Annotated in this window: 18 protein-coding genes; 6 read left to right on the top strand and 12 right to left on the bottom strand. The window is 64.8% G+C overall.

Annotated features, from left to right (window positions below; all coding sequences use genetic code 11):
• Positions 1-14 precede the first annotated feature (14 nt).
• Together purE and folD are read right to left on the bottom strand one after the other, a co-directional pair.
• The gene (purE, locus tag PHI64_RS17835; RefSeq protein ID WP_299885659.1) at positions 15-512 is read right to left on the bottom strand and encodes a 5-(carboxyamino)imidazole ribonucleotide mutase; all 498 of its coding nucleotides are present in this window, start codon (positions 510-512) and stop codon (positions 15-17) included.
• A 3-nt stretch (positions 513-515) separates the two neighbouring features.
• Positions 516-1373, bottom strand: a complete 858-nt coding sequence (gene folD / locus PHI64_RS17840) for a bifunctional methylenetetrahydrofolate dehydrogenase/methenyltetrahydrofolate cyclohydrolase FolD (protein WP_299885660.1) — start codon at positions 1371-1373, stop codon at positions 516-518.
• Positions 1374-1498: 125 nt separating this feature from the next.
• On the opposite strand from folD, the gene PHI64_RS17845 reads away from it, so the two are divergent.
• Positions 1499-2236: a class I SAM-dependent methyltransferase gene (locus tag PHI64_RS17845; protein WP_299885661.1), complete on the top strand. Its 738-nt coding sequence runs from the start codon at positions 1499-1501 to the stop codon at positions 2234-2236.
• Between the two features lie 11 nt (positions 2237-2247).
• On the opposite strand, the gene PHI64_RS17850 is transcribed toward PHI64_RS17845, so the two are convergent.
• The 3 genes from PHI64_RS17850 to PHI64_RS17860 form a co-directional block, all read right to left on the bottom strand.
• Complete coding sequence (locus tag PHI64_RS17850; RefSeq protein WP_299885662.1) at positions 2248-3582, bottom strand: MBL fold metallo-hydrolase; 1335 nt, start codon at positions 3580-3582, stop codon at positions 2248-2250.
• A gap of 118 nt (positions 3583-3700) precedes the next feature.
• Positions 3701-4318 (bottom strand): response regulator transcription factor, encoded by a 618-nt coding sequence (locus PHI64_RS17855; RefSeq protein WP_299885690.1) that lies wholly within the window; start codon positions 4316-4318, stop codon positions 3701-3703.
• Complete coding sequence (locus tag PHI64_RS17860; RefSeq protein ID WP_299885664.1) at positions 4311-7028, bottom strand: PAS domain S-box protein; 2718 nt, start codon at positions 7026-7028, stop codon at positions 4311-4313. Before PHI64_RS17860 ends, PHI64_RS17855 begins: the two co-directional genes overlap by 8 nt.
• Positions 7029-7354: 326 nt before the next feature.
• Between PHI64_RS17860 and PHI64_RS17865 the strand changes: the two genes are divergently transcribed.
• The 5 genes from PHI64_RS17865 to PHI64_RS17885 all read left to right on the top strand — a co-directional run bounded on the left by PHI64_RS17865 (position 7355) and on the right by PHI64_RS17885 (position 15580).
• Positions 7355-8548, top strand: coding sequence for an ABC transporter substrate-binding protein (locus PHI64_RS17865; RefSeq protein WP_299885666.1), 1194 nt, complete (start codon positions 7355-7357; stop codon positions 8546-8548).
• A gap of 395 nt (positions 8549-8943) precedes the next feature.
• Positions 8944-11619 (top strand): pyruvate dehydrogenase (acetyl-transferring), homodimeric type, encoded by a 2676-nt coding sequence (gene aceE, locus PHI64_RS17870; RefSeq protein WP_299885667.1) that lies wholly within the window; start codon positions 8944-8946, stop codon positions 11617-11619.
• Between the two features lie 17 nt (positions 11620-11636).
• Complete coding sequence (aceF, locus tag PHI64_RS17875; RefSeq protein ID WP_299885669.1) at positions 11637-13283, top strand: dihydrolipoyllysine-residue acetyltransferase; 1647 nt, start codon at positions 11637-11639, stop codon at positions 13281-13283.
• Between the two features lie 10 nt (positions 13284-13293).
• On the top strand, positions 13294-15069 hold the full coding sequence (gene lpdA / locus PHI64_RS17880) for a dihydrolipoyl dehydrogenase (RefSeq protein WP_299885671.1): 1776 nt from the start codon (positions 13294-13296) through the stop codon (positions 15067-15069).
• Between the two features lie 127 nt (positions 15070-15196).
• A complete protein-coding gene (locus PHI64_RS17885; protein WP_299885672.1) occupies positions 15197-15580 on the top strand; it encodes an MmcQ/YjbR family DNA-binding protein in 384 nt (127 codons plus the stop codon).
• 118 nt (positions 15581-15698) lie between these two features.
• Here PHI64_RS17885 and PHI64_RS17890 read toward each other — a convergent pair whose 3' ends face one another.
• The 7 genes from PHI64_RS17890 to PHI64_RS17920 form a co-directional block, all read right to left on the bottom strand.
• A complete protein-coding gene (locus PHI64_RS17890; protein ID WP_299885674.1) occupies positions 15699-16754 on the bottom strand; it encodes a phenol 2-monooxygenase domain-containing protein in 1056 nt (351 codons plus the stop codon).
• A gap of 11 nt (positions 16755-16765) precedes the next feature.
• A complete protein-coding gene (locus PHI64_RS17895; protein ID WP_299885676.1) occupies positions 16766-17122 on the bottom strand; it encodes a phenol hydroxylase subunit P4 in 357 nt (118 codons plus the stop codon).
• A 172-nt stretch (positions 17123-17294) separates the two neighbouring features.
• A complete protein-coding gene (locus PHI64_RS17900) occupies positions 17295-18815 on the bottom strand; it encodes a YHS domain-containing protein (RefSeq protein WP_299885678.1) in 1521 nt (506 codons plus the stop codon).
• 14 nt (positions 18816-18829) lie between these two features.
• Positions 18830-19099 carry an MmoB/DmpM family protein gene (locus tag PHI64_RS17905; RefSeq protein WP_299885680.1) on the bottom strand — a complete coding sequence of 90 codons (270 nt, stop codon included), beginning with the start codon at positions 19097-19099 and terminating at the stop codon, positions 18830-18832.
• A gap of 9 nt (positions 19100-19108) precedes the next feature.
• The gene (locus tag PHI64_RS17910; RefSeq protein ID WP_299885682.1) at positions 19109-20101 is read right to left on the bottom strand and encodes an aromatic/alkene monooxygenase hydroxylase subunit beta; all 993 of its coding nucleotides are present in this window, start codon (positions 20099-20101) and stop codon (positions 19109-19111) included.
• Positions 20102-20121: 20 nt separating this feature from the next.
• Positions 20122-20358, bottom strand: a complete 237-nt coding sequence (locus PHI64_RS17915) for a phenol hydroxylase subunit (RefSeq protein ID WP_299885684.1) — start codon at positions 20356-20358, stop codon at positions 20122-20124.
• Positions 20359-20365: 7 nt separating this feature from the next.
• On the bottom strand, positions 20366-20759 hold a 394-nt coding region (locus PHI64_RS17920; RefSeq protein ID WP_299885687.1), incomplete at its 5' end, for a VOC family protein.

Here is a 20759-nt window from a genome sequence, read left to right on the forward strand (position 1 = left end):
AAAATCAGTGGGGGTCAGACCGGATCGAGGGTCATGGCCAGCACGCTGGCGGTCTGGTCGGCACGGAAGGCGTCGAGCTTGTCGGCCAGCGCCGCATCGGTAGACGCCAGCAGGGCCACGGCAAACAGGCCCGCGTTGGCGGCACCGGCCTCGCCGATGGCGAAGGTAGCCACCGGGATGCCCTTGGGCATCTGGACGATGGAGAGCAGGGAATCCTTGCCCGACAGGGCCTTGGACTGCACCGGCACGCCGAGCACCGGCACGGGGGTCTTGGCGGCGATCATGCCCGGCAGGTGGGCGGCGCCGCCGGCTCCGGCAATGATGGCACGCAGGCCACGGGCGCGGGCCTGTTCGGCGTATTCGAACATCAGATCGGGGGTGCGGTGGGCCGAGACGACGCGGGCCTCGAAGGGCACGCCGAAATCCTTCAGCACCTTGGCCGCAGCCTGCATGGTGGGCCAGTCGGAGTTGGACCCCATGACGATGCCGATGATGGGTTGTTGGTCGCTCATGGTTCAGGCCTTCCGGGCTGCGCGGCTTGCCGACTCGACGGTATTGGCGAGCAGCATGGTGATGGTCATGGGGCCGACGCCACCAGGCACCGGGGTGATGGCGCCAGCGACATCTTTGGCGGATTCGAAATCCACATCGCCACAGAGCTTGCCGTCGGGAAGACGGTTGATGCCCACGTCGATGACGACGGCGCCGGGGCGCACCATGTCGCCGGTGACGAATTTGGGCTTGCCAATGGCGGCCACCAGGATGTCGGCGCGGCGGGTGTGGAAGTTCAGGTCGCGGGTGCCCGAGTGGCACACGGTGACGGTGGCGCCCGCAGCGGTGAGGAGCATGGCCATGGGCTTGCCAACGATGTTGGAGCGCCCGATCACCACGGCTTCAGCGCCGCGCAGGGGTGTTTCGATGCTCTTGAGCATTTCCATCACGCCGTTGGGCGTGCACGGAATGAAGGCTTCCTGGCCCTGGGACAGGCGGCCGACGTTCTCGGCATGAAAGCCGTCCACGTCCTTCTCGACGGAGATGGCTTCGAGCACGGCCTTCTCGTCAAAGTGCTTGGGCAGGGGCAGTTGCACCAGGATGCCGTGCACCGAGGGGTCGGCGTTGAGTTCGGCGATCTTGCCGAGCACATCGGCAGGGGCCGTGTCCTGGGCGTATTCAAACTTGAGGGACCTGATGCCGGCCTTCTCGCAGCCCGCCACCTTGTTGCGCACGTAAACGGCAGAGGCCGGATCGCCCCCCACCAGGATCACGGCCAGACAAGGCTGGGTGCCTTTGGCGGTCAGTTCAGCCGCCTTCGCGGCGAGTTCCCCGCGCAGTTTCGCGGAAAGCGCGTTGCCATCGATGATGCGAGCCGTCATGTTGCCGTCCCTCGGGAAAAACCCGTGAGTATACCATTACCTACAGTTGCCGCTTCATGGTCCGACAGCCCGGGCGGGCGGCAAACTTGCACGCCGGATCGGTGGCATGCGATTCTGAAACCGACATGAACAAGGGAAACGAAATGTCCGGTCCGGAAAAAGAGATTCTTGATGGCATTGCCACGCGCTCGGTTTACGCCCAGGGCGCCAATGCGGCGAGCACCCGTTACTGTTTTCGGGTTCTGCGGCGCTTCCTGGCCGAGGGCGACGTACTCGAACTGGGGCCGGCCGAAGGGCTGATGACCGAACTGCTCCAGTCCACCGGCAGGCGGATCACCTGCGTTGAAGGGGCAGAGGCTTTCTGCCAGTCGCTGTTGGCCCGGTTTCCGGAGATTGAGGTTGTCCAGGCCCTGTTCGAGGACTACCGCCCGGACAGACAGTTCGGCACCATCGTGATGGGCCATGTGCTCGAACACGTGGAAGATCCGATCGCCATCCTGAAGCTGGCCAAGGGCTGGCTGGCACCCGGCGGAAAGCTCTTTGCGGCAGTTCCAAACGCCCGCTCCCTGCACCGTCAGGCCGGCGTGATCATGGGCGTACTGGAAGCCGAGAATGCCCTCAACGACATGGACCGGCGCCACGGACACCGCCGGGTGTTCGACCCGGAGAGCTTCAGGCAGGCCTTTCTCGGTGCGGGCATGGCGATAGATTTCTTTGGCGGCTACTTTCTCAAGCCGGTCTCGTCGGGGCAGATCGAGGCGAACTGGAGTGATGCCATGCTGGACGCCTTCATGGTCCTCGGCGAGCGCTACCCCGACATCGCCGGGGAGATCTACGTGCTCGCCGCCCGGCCGGCAAGCTAGGCCCGGCAGGCTCAGCCGAAGGTCAGCAGATCCCGCTCGAAGTTGGCCCGCGCCTCGGCCGTGGCCTGGAGGATGGACATCATCACCGAGGTCCTGGCAATGCTCTGCAGTGCGTCCGCCCCCAGGCGCCCTTCCCTGAAATGGATGCCGATATTGTTGGCATAGGGGACGAAGAAGAAAATGAAGAAGCGGTGGGCGCTGGGGTAATTGAACTGGATCCTGCCGTTGATGGTGAGGGTGCCCCGGCCGAAATTGTTCTTCAGCAGAAAACACAGGGTCTCCGCCGTCACCGTGAAATCGGCAGGTGTCGTTTCGCCATCGGGCAGCAGATCGAGTCGGTCCTGAAACAGGTGGAGCCGGACGCTGCGCCCCAGGTCCGGCAGATGCGCGACGATGGAGAAATCCCGGTTGCGGTCGGTCATGACGGCATCGATGGCGTTGTCCGACCAGGTCCGGGCAAAGAAATCGTGGTAGGCGCGGTCAATGTCGTCCAGGCCGACCTCGCGATCGGTGTAGTCCCTGACCCGGATGCCTGAGGCCGCCGCCTCCCAGAAGGCGATGGATTCGCGGTTTTCGGCAGTGAAATCGCGGCTCAGCATGTCCTGCACTCCGAAAACCTGATCGGGGCGGGGAATGACGATCAGGCCCGCGTAGTCCCGCAGCGCGTTCATCACGTACGGAAGCCAGCTCCGGTTCCAGTAGAAGTTCTCTTCGTGGGCGTAGTGGACAAAGGACGCAAAGAGAATGAGCTTCTTTGGCTGAAATGCCTCGATGTAGGTCTTGAGGCGGGCGATGACCAGATCCTGCTGATGGAGGGGCGTGGCCTCGTCACCAATGTTGCCCGCCCAGTTGGCGTAGGAGAACTGGGCGGCCAGCACATCGATCCGGGGATGGCGCTTGTGAATCCGCTCGATGTTGCCCCCCATCTCCAGCCGTGCATCATTGGCATTGAGGAAGACGCTTCCGTCCGGGAATTCGACCACCGCCGCCGAATCGTAGCCGTCACTGACATAGATCGTCTGGCGGATGTCGCCGAAGGTGCAGGTCACGCCATCGTCCATCTCGGCGCAGGTGTGCCCCCTGGCAGCCAGGAAGGCCCGGACCTTGCCATCGCTGGTCTTCTGGTACAGGAAGCGCCTGGGTGCGCCAAGCCGGCGCAGGGTGGGAATCGAGAAATGGTCGGGATGCTCGTGGGAGAGCCAGATGTAGTCGCAGTCGATCTCGTCGATCCGGTGTGACTGCTCAACCAGCAGGCGCCAGCCATCATTGAAGGCCGTGCCCTCGAACCAGGGGTCACACAGAATCCGTACGCCGGGGCTTTCAAGAACAATGCAGCTGTGGTTCAAGAACCTGATCCGGCATGCATCCGCTGCCGGCTGTCCTGCTTCCTGGGTCATGTTTCCCTGCTCGTGCGTACGCACCCTGATCAAAACCGGATTTTAATCCAGCCCGACCGCCAGGGCCTCAGACGCGCTGCACGCCCTCGATGGCCATCACGCTCTGGACGAGTTCGGCGAGGGACTGGGCGGCCATCTTTTCCATCACCCGGGCCCGGTGCACCTCGACGGTCTTGATGCTGATGCCCAGCACGTCGGCAATCTGCTTGTTGAGCTTGCCGCCGATGATCAGGTCGAGCACCTCGCGTTCGCGCTGGGTGAGCTGGTCGAGACGGCGCGAAACTTCGGCGTCCTGGCGGCGGCGGGCGCGATGCTCCTGTTCGGCGACCAGGCACTGGCTCACCAGGCGCAGCAACTCGGCGTCGTTGAAGGGCTTCTCGATGAAGTCCACGGCGCCCTTCTTGAGCGCAGCCACCGCCATGGGCACGTCGCCATGGCCGGTGATGAAGATGATGGGCAGGGTCGAGTACTGGGCGCGCAGGCGTTCGTGGAGTTCCAGCCCGCTCATGCCGGGCATGCGCACGTCGAGCAGCAGGCAGCCGTTGAACTCGGGCCGCCAGGCCTTGAGGAAGTCTTCGGCCGAGGCAAAGGCCGCCACCTTGAAACCCTGGGATTCGAGCAGCCAAGCGAGGGAGTCGCGCAGGGCTTCGTCGTCATCCACCAGGTAGATGATCTGTTCAGGCATCGACACTTGCGGTTTCAAGGGCAGTCTCCAGGGGCAGGGTGAAGCGGAAGATACATCCTCCCGCGGGGTTGGCGTCCACCCACAGACGCCCTTCGTGGAATTCGACGATGGAACGGCAGATATTGAGCCCCATCCCCATGCCCTCGCTCTTGGTGGTGTAGAAGGGCGAGAAGAGCTTTTCGCGGGCTTCGTCTGACAGGCCCTGGCCCCGGTCGGCGATCGACACCTCCACCTGCCGTGGCTCCACGCGGCGGGCCGAGACGATGACGACACGTTCGTCGGCAGGCGTCTCGGCCATGGCTTCGATGCCGTTCTTGACCAGGTTGAGCAGCACCTGCTCCACCATCACCGTGTCGGCAAACACCGGCGGCAGGTCGGGTGGAAGCTGGCTCAGCACCTGAGCGCCATGGCGACGGGCGTCGATCTCGACGAAGCCGATGGCGTCGTCCACGATGGTCGCCAGGGGCACCGCGTGGCGACGCGGCTCGCTCTTCTTCACGAACTCGCGCACCCGCCGGATGATCTTGCCGGCCCGCTCGGCCTGGGCGCTGGCCTTTTGCATGGCGGTGAGAATGTCTTCCTGGCGATAGTCGCCAGACTGCAGGCGATTGACGCACCCCATGGAGTAGTTGGCGATGGCCGCCAGAGGCTGGTTGAGCTCATGGGCCAGGGTCGAGGCCATCTCGCCCATGGTGATCAGGCGGGAGGTGCGCTGCAGGCGCTCCTGCTGAGCGCGGTTCTCCTCGTCCACGCGCTTGCGGTCGGTGATGTCGGTGGCGATGGCCATGCGCACCACGCGCCCGTCCACCCAGCGGGTGGCCCGCTCGCGGATGTGGTACCAGCGGCCGGACAGCACATTCTGCAATTCGCCGTCGTAAAGCTCGCGGGGCACCTGCTCGGGGGCCAGGCGGCGCGGGTCCACGTCGTACCACAGGGTGTCGGGCGGCGTCGGCAAACCGTAAATACCCACCCGCTGCCCCACTGCGTCGTAGCCGTAAATGCTCTTGAAGGCCCGGTTGGCAAACAGGATTTCGTCGTTGGCCGCGTCCGCTACATATACTGCGGCATCCAGCCCGTCGAGCACGGCCACGAAGCGCTCGTGAGCCTCCTCAAGTTCGGCGCGCACCCGCTTGGGCTCGGTGATGTCGGTGATCGAGGCCATCCAGCCGGTCTGCCGCCCTTCCCCGTCAATCAGCGGTGAGAGGTAGAAGCGGGCGTCCAGGCGCTCCCCGCTCTTGCGCTGGATGGACATTTCGAAGCCGGTGGCCGGTGCATCCCCCGCCAGGGTGATCTCCAGGTTGCGCTGCAGGGCCGGGTAGTTGTCCCGCGGCCAGTAGGGGAATGGCGCCCGCGCGCCCACCAGCTCATCCGGTGACCAGCCGGTCATGCGGCAGAAGGCCGGGTTCACGTAGATGATCTTGCCGCTCAGGTCGATGGCGCGCAGGCCGGTGATGAGGGATTCTTCCATTGCCTTGCGGAAGGCATATTCGCCGCGCAGGGCCTCCTCGGCAGCCTTGCGCCCGGTGATGTCGTGGGCCACCGCGTACATCAGGCGCTCTTCGGGCACGGAGTTCACGCTCCAGGCCAGCCACTTGTAGCTGCCATCAAGGCAGCGGCAGCGGTTTTCGAAGGCCCCCGGCGTACCCGCGGCCAGGCTGCGCAGATGCTCAATGGTCTCGGCTACATCTTCGGCGTGGATGAAATCGATCAGCGGCCGCCCCGGCAGGTCGTCCGGAGCATGGCCCAGGATGCGCTCGAAGGCCGGGTTGCAGCGCCGGAACACCCCATTGAGACCGAGGATGGCCAGCATGTCCAGGGACAGGTTGAAGAGCCGGTCACGCTCCTTCTCCACCCTCACCCGCCGCTGCATGTGGGCGCGAAGCAACCACAGGCTCCACAGCACGAAGAAGCTCAACCCGACGATGACCGCCATCGGGAAGGCCGGCGGCAGGTTGCTCTCGGTGTGATACGCGGTGGCCTGCAGGGTCAGGCCGTTGCCCGGCGGATCGAGGGGAACAGAGAAGGCGAGACTCTCGTCCAGGGGACGCATCGCCGAATTGGCCGCCAGCACCTCACCCCGTCCGTCAGCAAAGGTCAGGCGATACTTCTCGCCGAACCAGCTCGGCACCAGGTAGGTCACCATGCGCTCGATCGAGTACACCGCGACGATGGCGCCCAGGGTGCTGCGCCCTTGCTGTACCGGCACGTAAACCTCCAGCACAGCCATGTTGCGGCCATTCACGTAGGGGTCGCCATACACAGGCCGCCCCAGCTCCCGCGCCTTCGCCAGCACCACCGACTGGATGCCTGACAGGGCATCTCCGACCAGCCAGTCTGTGGTGTCGAAGGGGGCGGTCCACTTGACGCGCTGGTCGTCCGAGATCCACACCACATTGACCAGCTCGGCATTGTTGGCGATGTGCTGGTTGGCTCGCACCTGGAAAGAATCCGCGTCCAGCGTATTGGCCGCCAGCTCCCGGGCCAGCTGGCCAAGGAACTCCTCGGTGCCCTGCATGTGCAAGCGCATGGTCTGCTCCGCCCACTGCACATCGCGGGCCAGGGCGTTGCGCTGGGTCTCACCCTCCTGGCGCTGGAGGATCCACACCAGCACCAGCATGGCCAGCGCAAACACCAGTACGGCGATGTAGGGCGCAGTCCAGTACCAGTTGGGCCGGGCGGTCTGGGGGGAAGGCAGATTCTTGTTCGACATTTGCCCTGCATCCTGATATCGGAAGGGCAGATCGGGCATCGGGAGTTACCCTAACGGGAAGTGACAGCCTCCCCGAGGGAGCAAGATCATTCAAGCGCGGGCCTGGCCAACGGCTTGCCTGTCATCGGTGTAGGGAGGTCGACTGAATTCGCCCTCACAAGAACAGCCCTGCCCGCCGCACGCCGCCCGCCGCGCTTGTCGGTCGTCGCACCGGGGCTAAGGGTTGTCCCGCATTCCCGCCCCGGGCACCCGGGTCTAGGGTTACAGGTTGCATCCGTGCGAACCAGAGCCGACCCCGAGCGGCCACCCTATTGATGGAGACCACCTTGCTGCGATTCGTGCGCACGGCAACCCTGGCGGCGCTGACCCTGCTGGCATTGCCGGCCTCGGCTATCGAACCGATCCGCATTGGCGTATCGGGCCCCTTCACCGGGGGTTCCAACCCGATGGGCATCGCCATGCGTGACGGCATCCGCCTGGCGGCGCGGGAGATCAACGAGGCCGGCGGCATTCTTGGTCGGCCGGTGCTGCTGGTGGAGCGGGACGACGAGGCCCGCCCCGAGCGCGGCGCCCAGGTGATACAAGAGCTCATCAACCAGGAAAGGGTGGTTGCCGGCCTGGGCATCGTGAATACCGGCGTGGCCCTGGCCAGCCAGCGCTTCTACCAGCAAGCCCACATCCCGATGATTACCTCGGTGGCCACAGGGTCGATCATCACCAAGCAGTTCCTGCCGCCCCAGTACCCCGACAACTACATCTTCCGGGTGTCGGCCCCCGACACCATCCAGGCGGCGATGATCGTCGAGGAGGCCGTGGTACGCCGGCGCCTGCGCAAGCTGGCGATCTTTCACGACAGCACCAACTACGGCCAGCTCGGGCGGGAAGACCTGGAGCGTGCCCTGGAACGCCACAGCCTCAAGCCCGTGGCAATCGAGCGCTTCAACATTCGCGACGTGGACATGACCCCCCAACTGGCCCGAGCCAAGGCTGCCGGCGCCGAGGCCATCCTCACCTACGGGCTGGGCCCGGAACTGGCCCACCTGGCCAACAGCATGGTACGCATCAGCTGGAAGGTTCCGCTGATGGGCAGCTGGGCCCTGGCCATGTCCAACTTCATCGACAACGCCGGCCCCAACGCCGAGGGCACGCGCATGCCCCAGACCTTCATCCAGGACGGCAACACCCCCCGGCGCAAGGCCTTCATCGACAAGTACCGCAAGAGCTTCGGTGTCGAGCGCATTCCGGTGGCCCCCGCTGCTGCCCAGGGCTATGACTCGATGCTGCTGTTGGCCGCCGCCATCCGGCAGGCCCGCAGCACCGAGGGCTCCCGCCTGCGCGATGCGCTGGAATCACTCAAGGAGCGGGTGGAAGGCATCGTGATGGTATATGATCGCCCCTTCTCCAGGACCGACCACGAGGCGATCGATACGCCACGGATCCCGGTCATCGGGGAAGTACGCAACAGTCAAGTGGTCTTCGCCTATGACGAAGACCGAAAGCGGGACGCGCAGTCCAAATGATCCCGCACAGCGGAACTCACATTTCCGCGCACGGCCGGGGGTTTTCTCCCTCCCTCCCTCGCCCCCGGCCGTTTTTTTTCCTATCCCCGTCGAACGAAACTTCGCCGGCCGGTGCCCCCAGGCCCGGCCGGCGAACGTGCTCTTGATCAATCCGCCCGCTTGTCGGCCCCCGTCGCGAGGCCCCTTTACGCCCTTCGTGCGCCCTGCACAGGGGGCACTGTCACGCCTCGTCGACGTCATGCGTAGGGGATCTTACGTATTGCACAATGCGGGATTTGGTTTTATATTGCGAAATATCAGGGCCGCGATCCGGTCCACGCAGGTTTGCAGTGAAAGCCCGCTGTCGTTACCCACGTCAGCAACCCACAACCCGCAAAGTCATGAGGAGACAAACCATGGCCGCGAACACGCAGAATTCCCAGGCAGACATCGACGCCCAGGAAACCAAGGAATGGCTGGAAGCACTTGAGGGCGTCGTCGCCCAGGAAGGCCCGGAACGGGCGCACTTCCTGATCGAGAAGCTGATCGAGGCAGGCCGCGAGGAAGGGATCGACATCCCCTACTCCGCCAACACCCAGTACATCAACACGATCCCTGCCGACCAGCAGCCCAAGTACCCGGGCGATCCGGACATGGAGATCAAGCTCCATTCCTACATCCGCTGGAACGCCATGGCCATGGTCGTGCGTGCCAACAAGGACACCAACGTGGGTGGCCACATCGCCTCCTTCGCGTCCGCCGCAGCCCTCTATGACGTGGGCTTTTCGCATTTCTGGAAGAGCATCAACCATGAAACGGGTGGCGACCTGATCTTCTTCCAGGGCCACTCGGTGCCGGGCGTGTACTCCCGCGCCTACATGCTGGGCCGCCTCACCGACGACCAGATGGACAACTTCCGTCAGGAAACCGACGGCCAGGGTATCTCCTCCTACCCGCACCCGTGGCTGATGCCGGACTTCTGGCAGTTCCCCACCGTCTCCATGGGCCTCGGCCCCCTGTGTGCGATCTACTCCGCCCGCTTCATGAAATACCTGGCCAGCCGCGGCATGATCGACGCCGCCAAGGCCGAGCAGCGCAAGGTGTGGGCCTTCCTGGGTGACGGCGAGACCGACGAGGTCGAGTCCCTGGGCGCCATCGGCATGGCCGGCCGCGAAAAGCTGGACAACCTGATCTTCGTCATCAACTGCAACCTGCAGCGCCTCGACGGCCCCGTGCGCGGCAATGGCAAGATCATCCAGGAACTCGAAGCCGAGTTCCGCGGTGCCGGCTGGAACGTCATCAAGCTGATCTGGGGCACCCACTGGGACGCCCTGTTCAACCGCGACAAGAAAGGCATCCTGAAGAAGCGGATGATGGAGCTGTGCGACGGCGAATATCAGACCTTCAAGGCCAAGAACGGCGCCTATGTGCGCGAGCACTTCTTCAACACCCCCGAGCTGCGCGAGCTGGTGGCCGACTGGACCGACGACGAGGTGTGGAACCTCAACCGCGGCGGCCACGACATTTTCAAGATCTTCACCGCCTACAACGCCGCCGTTAACCACAAGGGCGCCCCGACCCTGATCCTGGCCAAGACCATCAAGGGCTTCGGCATGGGCCAGTCCGGCGAGGCCATGAACATCTCCCACCAGCAGAAGAAGCTGGACATCGAGTCGATCCGCCGCTTCCGCGACCGCTTCGGCATCCCCGTGCCTGACGACAAGCTGGCCGAGCTGCCCTACCTGCGCTTCCCGGAAGACTCCGCCGAATACAAGTACATGATGCAGCGCCGGGTGGACCTGGGCGGCTTCCTGCCCCAGCGTCGCCGCACCGCCGCACCCCTGGCCGTGCCGGGTCTGGACGCCTTTGGCGCCCTGCTCAAGGCTTCCGGCGAAGGCCGCGAGCTGTCCACCACGATGGCCATCGTGCGCATCATGAACACCCTGCTGAAGGACAAGCAGATCGGCAAGAACATCGTCCCGATCGTGCCCGACGAGTCTCGCACCTTCGGCATGGAAGGCATGTTCCGCCAGTACGGCATCTGGAACCAGGAAGGCCAGAAGTACGTTCCCGAAGACCATGACCAGCTCATGTTCTACAAGGAAAGCCAGACCGGCCAGGTGCTGCAGGAAGGCATCAACGAAGCCGGCGCCATGGCCGACTGGATCGCTGCCGGCACCGCCTACAGCGTGCACGGCGTGCAGATGGTGCCCTTCTACATCTTCTACTCCATGTTCGGCCTGCAGCGCACCATGGACCTGTGCTGGGCGGCTGCCGACCAGCGCACCCGCGGCTTCCTGATCGGCGGCACCGCCGGCCGGACCACCCTGAACGGGGAAGGCCTGCAGCACGAAGACGGCCACAGCCAGCTCATGGCCAACATGATCCCCAACTGCATCAGCTACGACCCGACCTTCCAGTACGAAGTCGCCGTGGTGGTGCAGGACGGCATGCGCCGCATGTTCGCCGAGCAGGAAGACGTCTATTACTACCTCACGGTGATGAACGAGAACTACGAGCACCCGGAAATGCCCGAAGGTGCCGAGGCCGACATCATCAAGGGGATGTACGCCTTCCGTAAGGGCGGCGCGGGCGACCTGCGCGTCCAGTTGCTGGGCTCCGGCACCATCTTCAACGAAGTCATCGCCGCCGCCGACCTGCTCAAGAACGACTGGGGCGTGGAAGCCGACATCTGGGGCTGCCCCAGCTTCAACGAACTGGCCCGCGACGGCCAGGATGCCAACCGCTGGAACCTGCTGCACCCACTGGAAGCCCCGAAGAAGAGCCATGTGGAGCAGAAGCTCGAAGGCGCCGTCGGGCCGGTGATCGCCGCCACCGACTACATCCGCCTGTTCTCCGAGCAGATCCGCCCCTACGTCAAGAACACCTACGTCACCCTGGGCACCGACGGCTTCGGCCGCTCCGACACCCGTGAAAAGCTGCGTCACTTCTTTGAAGTGGATCGTCACTGGGTCACCCTGGCCGCCCTCAAGGCGCTGGCCGACGAAGGCAAGATCGAACGCGACAAGGTTGCCGCCGCTCTGGTCAAGTACAAGCTCGACCCGAACAAGCCCAACCCCATGTCCGTCTGATCGCGAGGAGTGCAAACATGAGCCAACTCATCGAAGTAAAGGTTCCGGACATCGGCGATTTCGACCAGGTGCCGGTGATCGAACTGTTCGTCAAGGTCGGTGACACCATCAAGGTGGACGACGCCATCGCCACCCTGGAATCCGACAAGGCCACCATGGACGTGCCGTCCAGCGCTGCCGGCGTGGTCAAGGAAGTGCTGATCAGCCTGGGTGACAAGGTTGCCGAAGGCACCGTACTGATCCGCGTCGAGGCCGCCGGCGCTGCCGCTGCAGCACCTGCCCCGGCTGCGGCAGCGCCGGCACCCGCGGCTGCCGCGCCGGCTCCGGCCGCTGCACCGGCAGCCCCCGCCGCCGCCGGTGGTGGCGTGGTTGAAGTGAAGGTGCCGGACATCGGCGACTTCGACTCCGTCCCGGTGATCGAGCTGTTCGTGAAGGTCGGCGACAGCATCAAGGCCGAAGACGCCATCGCCACCCTCGAATCCGACAAGGCCACCATGGACGTCCCCTCATCCGCCACCGGCGTGGTGAAGGAGGTGCTGGTCAAGCTGGGCGACAAGGTCTCCGAAGGTTCGGTGCTGATCAAGGTCGAAACCGGTGCCGGCGCTGCTGCCGCCCCCGCGCCGGCCGCCAGCGCAGCGGCGCCCGCTCCGGCTGCCGCAGCCCCCGCCGCTGCACCGGTAGCGGCACCGGCCGCTGCCGCCCCAGCCGCCGCCCCGTCCGCCGTCACCCTGGGCGGCAAGGTGCACGCCAGCCCGTCGGTGCGCGCCTTTGCCCGCGAACTGGGTGTCGATCTGGCCCAGGTCAAGGCCACCGGCCCGAAGAACCGCATCACCCAGGCCGACGTCACCGGCTTTGTGAAGGGCGCCATGAGCACCGGCGTCGTTCCGGGCAAGACCGTGGCTGCTGCGGCTGTCGGCAGCCTGGGTGGCGGGCTCGACCTGCTGCCCTGGCCGAAGGTAGACTTCTCCAAGTTCGGCGAGATCGACGTCAAGCCCCTGTCGCGCATCAAGAAGATCTCTGGCCAGAACCTGGCCCGCAACTGGGCCATGATCCCGGCCGTCACCTACCACGAGGACGCCGACATCACCGATCTGGAAGCCTTCCGCGTCCAGATGAACAAGGAGTTCGAGAAGTCCGGCAAGAAGCTCACCATGCTCGCCTTCATCATCAAGGCCTCGGTGCGCGCCCTGCAGGAGTTCCCCGAGTTCAACACCTCCCTCGACGGCGACAACCTGGTCTACAAGAAGTACTTCAACATCGCCTTCGCCGCCGACACTCCCAATGGTCTGGTAGTGCCCGTGGTGAAGGACGCCGACAAGAAGAGCGTGTTCGAGATCGCCGCCGAAACCGGCAACCTGGCCAAGCTCGCCCGTGACGGCAAGCTCAAGCCCGCCGACATGTCCGGCGCCTGCTTCACCATCTCCAGCCTTGGCGGCATCGGCGGCACCTACTTCGCGCCCATCGTCAATGCACCGGAAGTGGCCATCCTGGGTGTCAACAAGTCGGTGTTCAAGCCGGTATGGGACGGCAAGGCTTTCGTGCCGCGCCTCACCCTGCCCATGTCCCTGACCGCCGACCACCGCGTCATCGACGGCGCCCTGGCGACCCGCTTCAACGTGTACCTCGCCCAACTGCTGGCCGACTTCCGTCGGGTCATGCTCTAAGGAGATCGCCATGAGCCTCGTAGAAGTCAAGGTTCCGGACATCGGCGATTTTTCCGACGTGCCCGTCATCGAGCTGTTCGTGAAGGTCGGCGACAGCATCAAGGTGGACGACGCCATCGCCACCCTCGAATCCGACAAGGCCACCATGGACGTGCCCTCCTCCGCCGCCGGCGTGATCAGGGAAGTCAAGGTTGCCCTGGGTGACCGGGTTGGCGAAGGCAAGGTGCTGATCGTGGTTGAAACCGAAGGCGCAGGCGCCAGCCCGGCGCCGGCCGCCGCGGCAGCCCCGGCTGCGGCCCCTGCCGCTGCGCCGGTGGCGGCTCCGGCTGCCGCCAGCCACGGCGGCGCGGCCGACGTGGAGTACGACATGGTTGTGCTCGGCGCGGGCCCCGGCGGCTACTCCGCCGCCTTCCGTGCCGCCGACCTGGGCCTCAAGACCGCCATCATCGAGCGCTACGCCACCCTTGGCGGCGTGTGCCTGAACGTCGGCTGCATCCCCTCCAAGGCCCTGCTGCACGTGGCCGCGGTGATGGATGAGGCGGAGCACATGGGCGCCGCTGGCGTCAGCTTCGCCAAGCCCACGGTGGACGTGGACGTGCTGCGCGCCCACAAGGAAAAGGTTGTCGGCAAGCTCACCGGCGGTCTGGCCGGCATGGCCAAGGGCCGCAAGGTGGACATCATCCGTGGCTACGGCCACTTCCTCGACCCGAACCACATCGAAGTCGAAGAAACCACCGGCACCAGCCAAGAGAAAACCGGCGCCAAGAAGGTGGTGAAGTTCAAGCAGGCCATCATCGCGGCCGGCTCGGCGGCGGTGCATCTGCCCTTCATCCCGCGTGATCCGCGCATCGTCGACTCCACCGGCGCACTGGAGCTGCGCTTCGTTCCCGGCAAGCTGCTGGTCATCGGCGGCGGCATCATCGGCCTGGAAATGGCCACCGTCTATTCCTCCCTCGGCGCCCGCGTCGATGTGGTGGAGATGATGGACGGCCTGATGCAGGGCCCCGACCGGGACGCCGTGAAGGTGTGGGAGAAGCAGAACACCCACCGCTTCGACAAGATCATGCTGAAAACCAAGACGGTCGGCGTGGATGCCCGGGAAGACGGCCTCTACGTGACGTTTGAAGGCGAAGGCGCGCCCACCGAGCCGGTCAAGTACGACATGATCCTGCAGTCGGCGGGACGTGCCCCCAACGGCAAGAAGATCGGCGCCGAGAAGGCAGGCGTCATCGTCACCGACCGCGGCTTCATCCCGGTGGATGCCCAGATGCGCACCAACGTGCCCAACATCTTCGCCATCGGCGACGTGGTCGGTCAGCCCATGCTGGCCCACAAGGCCGTGCATGAAGCCCACGTGGCCGCGGAAGTCGCCGCCGGCCACAAGGCCGCCTTCGACGCTACCGTGATCCCGGGCGTGGCCTACACCCATCCGGAAGTGGCATGGGTCGGCTACACCGAAGCCCAGGCCAAGGCCGAAGGCAAGAAGGTGGAAACCGCCAAGTTCCCCTGGGCTGCCAGTGGCCGCGCCATCGCCAACGGTGCCGACTACGGCTTCACCAAGCTGATCTTCGACGCCGAAACCCATCGGGTCATCGGCGGCACCATCGTCGGCCCCTCCGCTGGCGACATGATCGGCGAGGTGTGCCTGGCCATCGAGATGGGCGCGGATGCGGTGGATATCGGCAAGACCATTCACCCCCACCCGACTCTGGGCGAGACCGTCGGCATGGCCGCCGAAGTAGCCCACGGCAGTTGCACCGACGTGCCCCCGGCGCGCAAGAAGTAAGCACGTAAAGAACCCTGTTGTAGCGTTGTTTCAGCGGCCTTCGGGCCGCTTTTTTTTGGTCGGCATCCGGCTTTATAGTTGAGCCCCGAATAAGGCCGACACGCAGCCCCAATCCCCTCTCCTGCCCATGACCCCCACCCAAGTCGCAGACCTCTGCCTTCAGCTCCCCGGTGCCCATGAATCCATCAAGTGGGGCAACAACCGGGTTTTCTCAATAGCCGACAACAAGATGTTCGCCATCCTGAGCACGTCGGCCAAAGCTCGGGAGAGCCTGGCTTTCAAGGTGGATAACGATCTCTTTCTTGCCTTCATCGACCGTCCCGGCATTCGCCCGGCACCTTACCTGGCCCGGGCGCGCTGGGTGTCGATGGAGACCCCCTTTCCCTTGCCTGACACAGAGCTGCGGGCGGCTCTGATCCGGTCGCACCAGTTGGTGGCAATGCGGCTTGCCAGGTATCGCTGGGCCGAGTTCCTGCTACCCGATGACAACGGCCCCAACCCTTCGCGATAGGGCTCAGGGCACACGGCTTGAGCGGCAGCAGACATCGCCCCCATGCACGCTGCCGCGGCCCGGGACCTGACCGCGATTGCTCGATGCAGGCGGCTCCGCCCGCGCTCGGCGGAATGCCTCAGATCGCCTTGAACAACGGGCTGCGCACCTGCTGGGCATCCGCTGCCGAAATGAACTTCTCGGTGTAGATGTCGCGCTCGAACAAGCGCCCCTGCATGAGGGTGGTGATGCAAGCCTCGATCATCAAGGGCGGGCCGCACAGGTAGGCCTTGTGACCACGGAAATCGTTGTCGAAGGCAGCCTTGGCGGCGTCATGGACAAAGCCCCGGAAGCCTTCCCAGCCCGAGCCCTCCGGTTCGTGGGAGAGAGCCGGTACATAGCGGAAGTGGGGGTACTGCGCCGCCAGGGCCAGAAACTCGTCGTGGTAGTACAGCTCGGCCCGGCTGCGCTGGCCATAGACGAGGGTGATGGGCTTGTCGAAGCCCTCCTCCAGCAGGTCCAGGATCATCGAGCGGGGGCTGGACAGGCCCGAGCCACCGGCCATGAAGACCACCGGAACCGCGGCCGACTTCTTCACGAAGAATCGCCCGTAGGGCCCGGCGATGCGCACCCGATCACCGGCCTGGAGCTTTTCGTGGATGTAGCTGGTGCCCTGCCCTCCCGGCACGATGCGGATGTTGAGCTCCACCTCGCCATCGGCCGAGGGCGGGCTGGCGATGGAGAAGGCGCGACTGCCGATGCCGCCGGGCAGCTCCAGGTTCACATACTGGCCGGCCTGGAAGCGCATGGGCGCATCCAGCTTGATCCACACGCCCTTGATGGTGGGGGTGAGGGTTTCGATGCGGCTCACCGTGCCGTCGAAATCCCGCACGGGCAGGTTCTCGGCGTCCGGGTCTTCCTCGATCTCGGCCTCGATCACCAGATCACCCTGGGCGGTGGCGCAGCAGGCCAGGCATTTTCCCTCCTCGCGCTCAAAGTCCATCAGGGCAAAAGTGGAGGCCTCGCCGTGTTCGATCTCGCCATCACTCACCTGCACCTTGCAGGTGGCACAGAGGCCATGGCAGCAGGCGTGGGGCAGGTAAATGCCGGCACGCAGGGCCGCATCGAGGATGGTCTGGCCTTCCTCGATTTCTATGGTCTGGCCAAGGGGCTCGATGGTCAGCTCGTAGCTCATCGCACCCTCCCTCAGGCCGCCGGCGCCAGGCTGTTGAGGCCCGGGGTGCGGAAGCGGAGCTGGTCCTTGTGGCCAATGCCGTTGGCGGCCAGGCTGGCGTTGAAGTCAGGGGTCCAGGGCTGGTTGGACTTGAGCCACTCCACCGCCGTCCAGTCGATGGCGGCGGCGTCGGGGTCGGGCTGGACGAGCATGCTGAGGGGGCCCTTCACCAGCTCACCAAAGGGTGTTTCGGGCGGCAGGCACAGCAGGAAGGGGGCAGCAAACAGCAGGTGGCGGTCCCAGCTGGCGTAAACGATTTGCTTGCCGTTGAAGTTCTCCACGCGGTCGCGGGGGGTGGCGGTGTATTCCTTGATGGCAACAACGGGCATGTTGAGTCTCCTGATCTCTTGTCTTGTATTGCGACGCACAGGGTCTGCAGACGCGACCTGTAGGGGCGACTTCAGTCGCCCGTGGACGTCGATCGACGGCATGGCGGTGATCCGCGTGGGGATGGGCGACTGAAGTCGCCCCTGCACATCCCTTGCAGGCCGCCCGCCGCTATTACTGGTTGGTGGTAGCCAGGCCGCGCCAGGCTTCGAAGTTCTGCTTGTCTTCGGAGCTGGCGTAATCTCCGTTGTCCTTGCCGTCGAGCAGGCTGACCCACTTCATCCACTCGCCAAGGTCGCCATTGACCGGGTCCTGGAACAGCTGGGGCATGGGCAGCCAGGCCTGGATGTATTTCTCCGGCTCGTTCTCGAAGACGTGCTGGCAGCCGTCGGAGCAGAAGTGGTACTTGTGTTCCTTGTAGACCGTCTCCCGGTGGCAGGTCAGGGTCGGGTCATCCGGCTCGGTGAACACGCAGGGCAGTTGGCAGGTCTGGCACAGCTTGGCGAGGCCGTAGTTTTTGAAGGGCGTGCCGGCAGCGGCCATCTTCTTGATGTGCTCCCAGCGCGGGCGGTAGTAGGTGTCGAAACTGTCCGGGTATTTGGCCGACAGCCAGCGCATGTCGTCGTCGGACGGTATCCAGGCATGGAAGGCGGTGCCGAAGCTCCACTGGTACAGGCCCAGCATGAACTGGTGGGACATGTGGTCGATGGACTTGGCCGCGGCGTCCCAATCCTTGGGCGGCTTGATACCGTAGCGGGCCAGGTCCTTGAACAGGGCGCCGCCGTTCTCGACGCCGTAGATCTCCCAGGCTTCGCGCCAGGACATGACGCGCTTCGGCAGCATGTAGTCCATCATCGTGCTCACCAGGCCCAGCACGCGGAAGCCGCGCCAGAACCATTTGTCGATCCAGGCCTGGACGATGGGCAGGTTGTCCGGGTCCTGCTCAAGGATGAACTTGATCACCTCCAGGCCCAGAGTCATATGGCGGGCCTCGTCCGACTGGGCCGAGAAGCCGAAGGTTACGGTGGCCATGTCACCGTTGTAGGCCGCCCCCGACATGAAGGGCACGAAGAGCAGGTTGGTCAGCACGTACTCGAAGCTGAAGCCGATGGCGATCATGAACTCGAAGGGCCCGGCGCTCATGGAATCGTCGAAGAAGGAGCGGGCCACCGAGGTGTACCAGATGCGGTCGCGCTGATCGGCGAAGGCATGGAAACCGTTGTAATAACGGTTGTAGTTGGACATGGCGTGGATCTGCGTCTGGGCATGACGGATCTCGTCGATGGCCTGCATCTGGCACGCCACCTGGGGCCCCACCCCCGGAAACTCGCGGCCAACCCGCGCAAAGCCCCGGTGGGCGGCGTATTCGGCCGGGCTGATGGCCTGCAGAAAGATCTTCAGGGCCGACAGGTAGCGGGCGTCCGTGAGATTGAGGTGGCCGTTGTTCTGGGCGTGGGCATCGATGATGGCGTAGAACTTTCGCTCCTTTTCGGCCTGGTATTTCCAGTAGGCGTCCATGGTCAGGCGGAAGGGGTCTTCCCACTTGTCCCAGTCGTGGATCTTGATGCCCTCGTAACCCACATACGGAAACAGTGCCTCCTTGCTGTGGTAGCTCGGCTCCCAGCCCAGGTCGCGGGTCATGGTGCGGTACTTCTCCTTGAGGCCGAGTTTCTTCTTGGCGACTTTCATGTCCATGGTGCTCTCCTCTTTCAGCTGTTCCAGCTCAGGGTCAGGCTGTCGTCGTCTTCTTCGACGTGGCCGGTCAGGGTGATCAGGTTGATGTGCAGTTCCTGCAGGTCGAAGCTGCGACCGAGCAGCTCTTCGATGGTGGCTTTGCGGATCACCAGGGAGCCTTCGGCGTCGATCTTGACCATGGCGGGCTGGCGGTTCACCACCGCCGCCGGGTTGTCGATCTCGATGGCTTCGATGATGGGACGGGTCTCTTCGTTGGCCTGCAGGGCAATGAATACGGTGGACATGGCGCTCCTTCAGAGGGTGAGGCCGGCCTTGGCGGCGCGGGCCTTGAATGCGGCCAGTTGCTCGGCCATGGCTTCGTCGGCCTGGGTACCCAGAGCCAGCTCGGCAACAGGAAGCAGGGCCGAGGCGGCGCGGGCGCTCCACTGGCGGGTCCAGCCTTCGAGCAGCCCACGGTTGGCGTCGGATTCGGCAGCCGCCACCTTGATCACCGCGTCGATCCACTTGCGGGTTTCGTCGAACCAGTCGCTCATGAACTGGGTCAGCATGGCCACCGCCGAGCCGCCTTGCACCGACAGGTGCTCATCCACAATGCGGTCGTAGATCAGCGGATAGAGCAGGCCGTCCATGGCCAGGTTCTGGGCCACGAAGAGCTCGAAGGGGTCGCGGCAGGCCATGCAGTCTTCCACGTAGCGGCGCAGGGGCTGCCAGGCGGGGCTGTCCATCCAGTCACGTTTGGCGGCATCCAGGGCCTCGGTGTCGCCCAGCAGCAGGCCGAGGCGCGACAGGTACTGGGCGATGCCCAGATTGTCCATGGCGTGGTAGATGCAGGGCTGGGTGAAGACCACGCCATAGCCGTAGCTACACACGAAGGTGTTGTTCTGGTTGGCGCCCCAGGCGGCATGGCGCAGGGGCAGCAGCACCGCGAGGGCGGTGGCGCGCAGGGCCTCGGGCAGCATGTCGGCCAGGCCACGGCTCTCGACGAAGCTGAAGTTGGCCTCGGCGTTCTCCTGCTGGCGGGCGCGGGTCAGGGTGTAGGTGCTGTAGTAGAACTGGCGCGGGTCCTTGAGAGCGTACCAGTCGGCCATCACGATGCGGGTCAGGCTGGCGTCGTAGAGCTGGTGGTCCGGGTCCCAGGTGGGACGGTAGTGGAGGTTTTCGGCGGCCTGGATGTCGTAGCTGCCTTCCTGGTAGCGGGAGGCGGGCTTGTTGCCGAAGCGGCGGACCAGGTGGTCGAAGGCCTGGCGCTGGGGCTCGATGGCGACCGTGCGGAGGTCGATCTGCATGGGGGAGTCTCCTGTTGGAATTATCGGAAGCGGGTGTGGGTGGCGTCGGCGAGGCGCCAGTCCCAGTCGCCCTGGGGGGCGTCGGCCTCCCGGGGGGGCAGCATCTCCACCCGGTTGGTCGTGCAGAACTCGGTGAAGGCGTCGCGGCCGAGGATCATCTCGACGAAGATCTCCGGCTCGCCGATGGCGAACTCGAACTCGACGAAACCGTTGGGGCGCTCGCCCGACAGGCGCACGAAGCGGCGGGTGGTGTCCATGCCGGCCTCAGCTCACCACGGAGAGAAAGGTCTCGTGGAGCTTGCGCTGGGGGTAGTCCAGACCCTGACCGAAGTTGTCGAAGGTCCAGGTCAGGGTCTCGTAGTCGGGGTAAGGCAGGTGACCGCCGAAGAAGGTCTCGAAGCGGTTGCCGGAGGGGTCCCAGGCGTAGATGGTGCAGCCGCGGGTGACGCCATGCCGGGTCGGGCCGATGTCCACCGCCACCTGGTTCATGGACATGATGTCGCCGGCACGCAGCACCTGGTCCCAGCTCTCCATCAGGGAGGAACAGTGGTGCAGCTTGCCCGGCTCGGGGTACTCGGCGAAGGCGATGTCATGCACCTTCTGCCCGCAGGACAGCCAGATGGCGGCGTTGGCCTTGCCGTCGGGGGTGAGCACCCGC

It is taken from the genome of Zoogloea sp., assembly GCF_028689785.1.
Lineage (GTDB): Bacteria > Pseudomonadota > Gammaproteobacteria > Burkholderiales > Rhodocyclaceae > Zoogloea.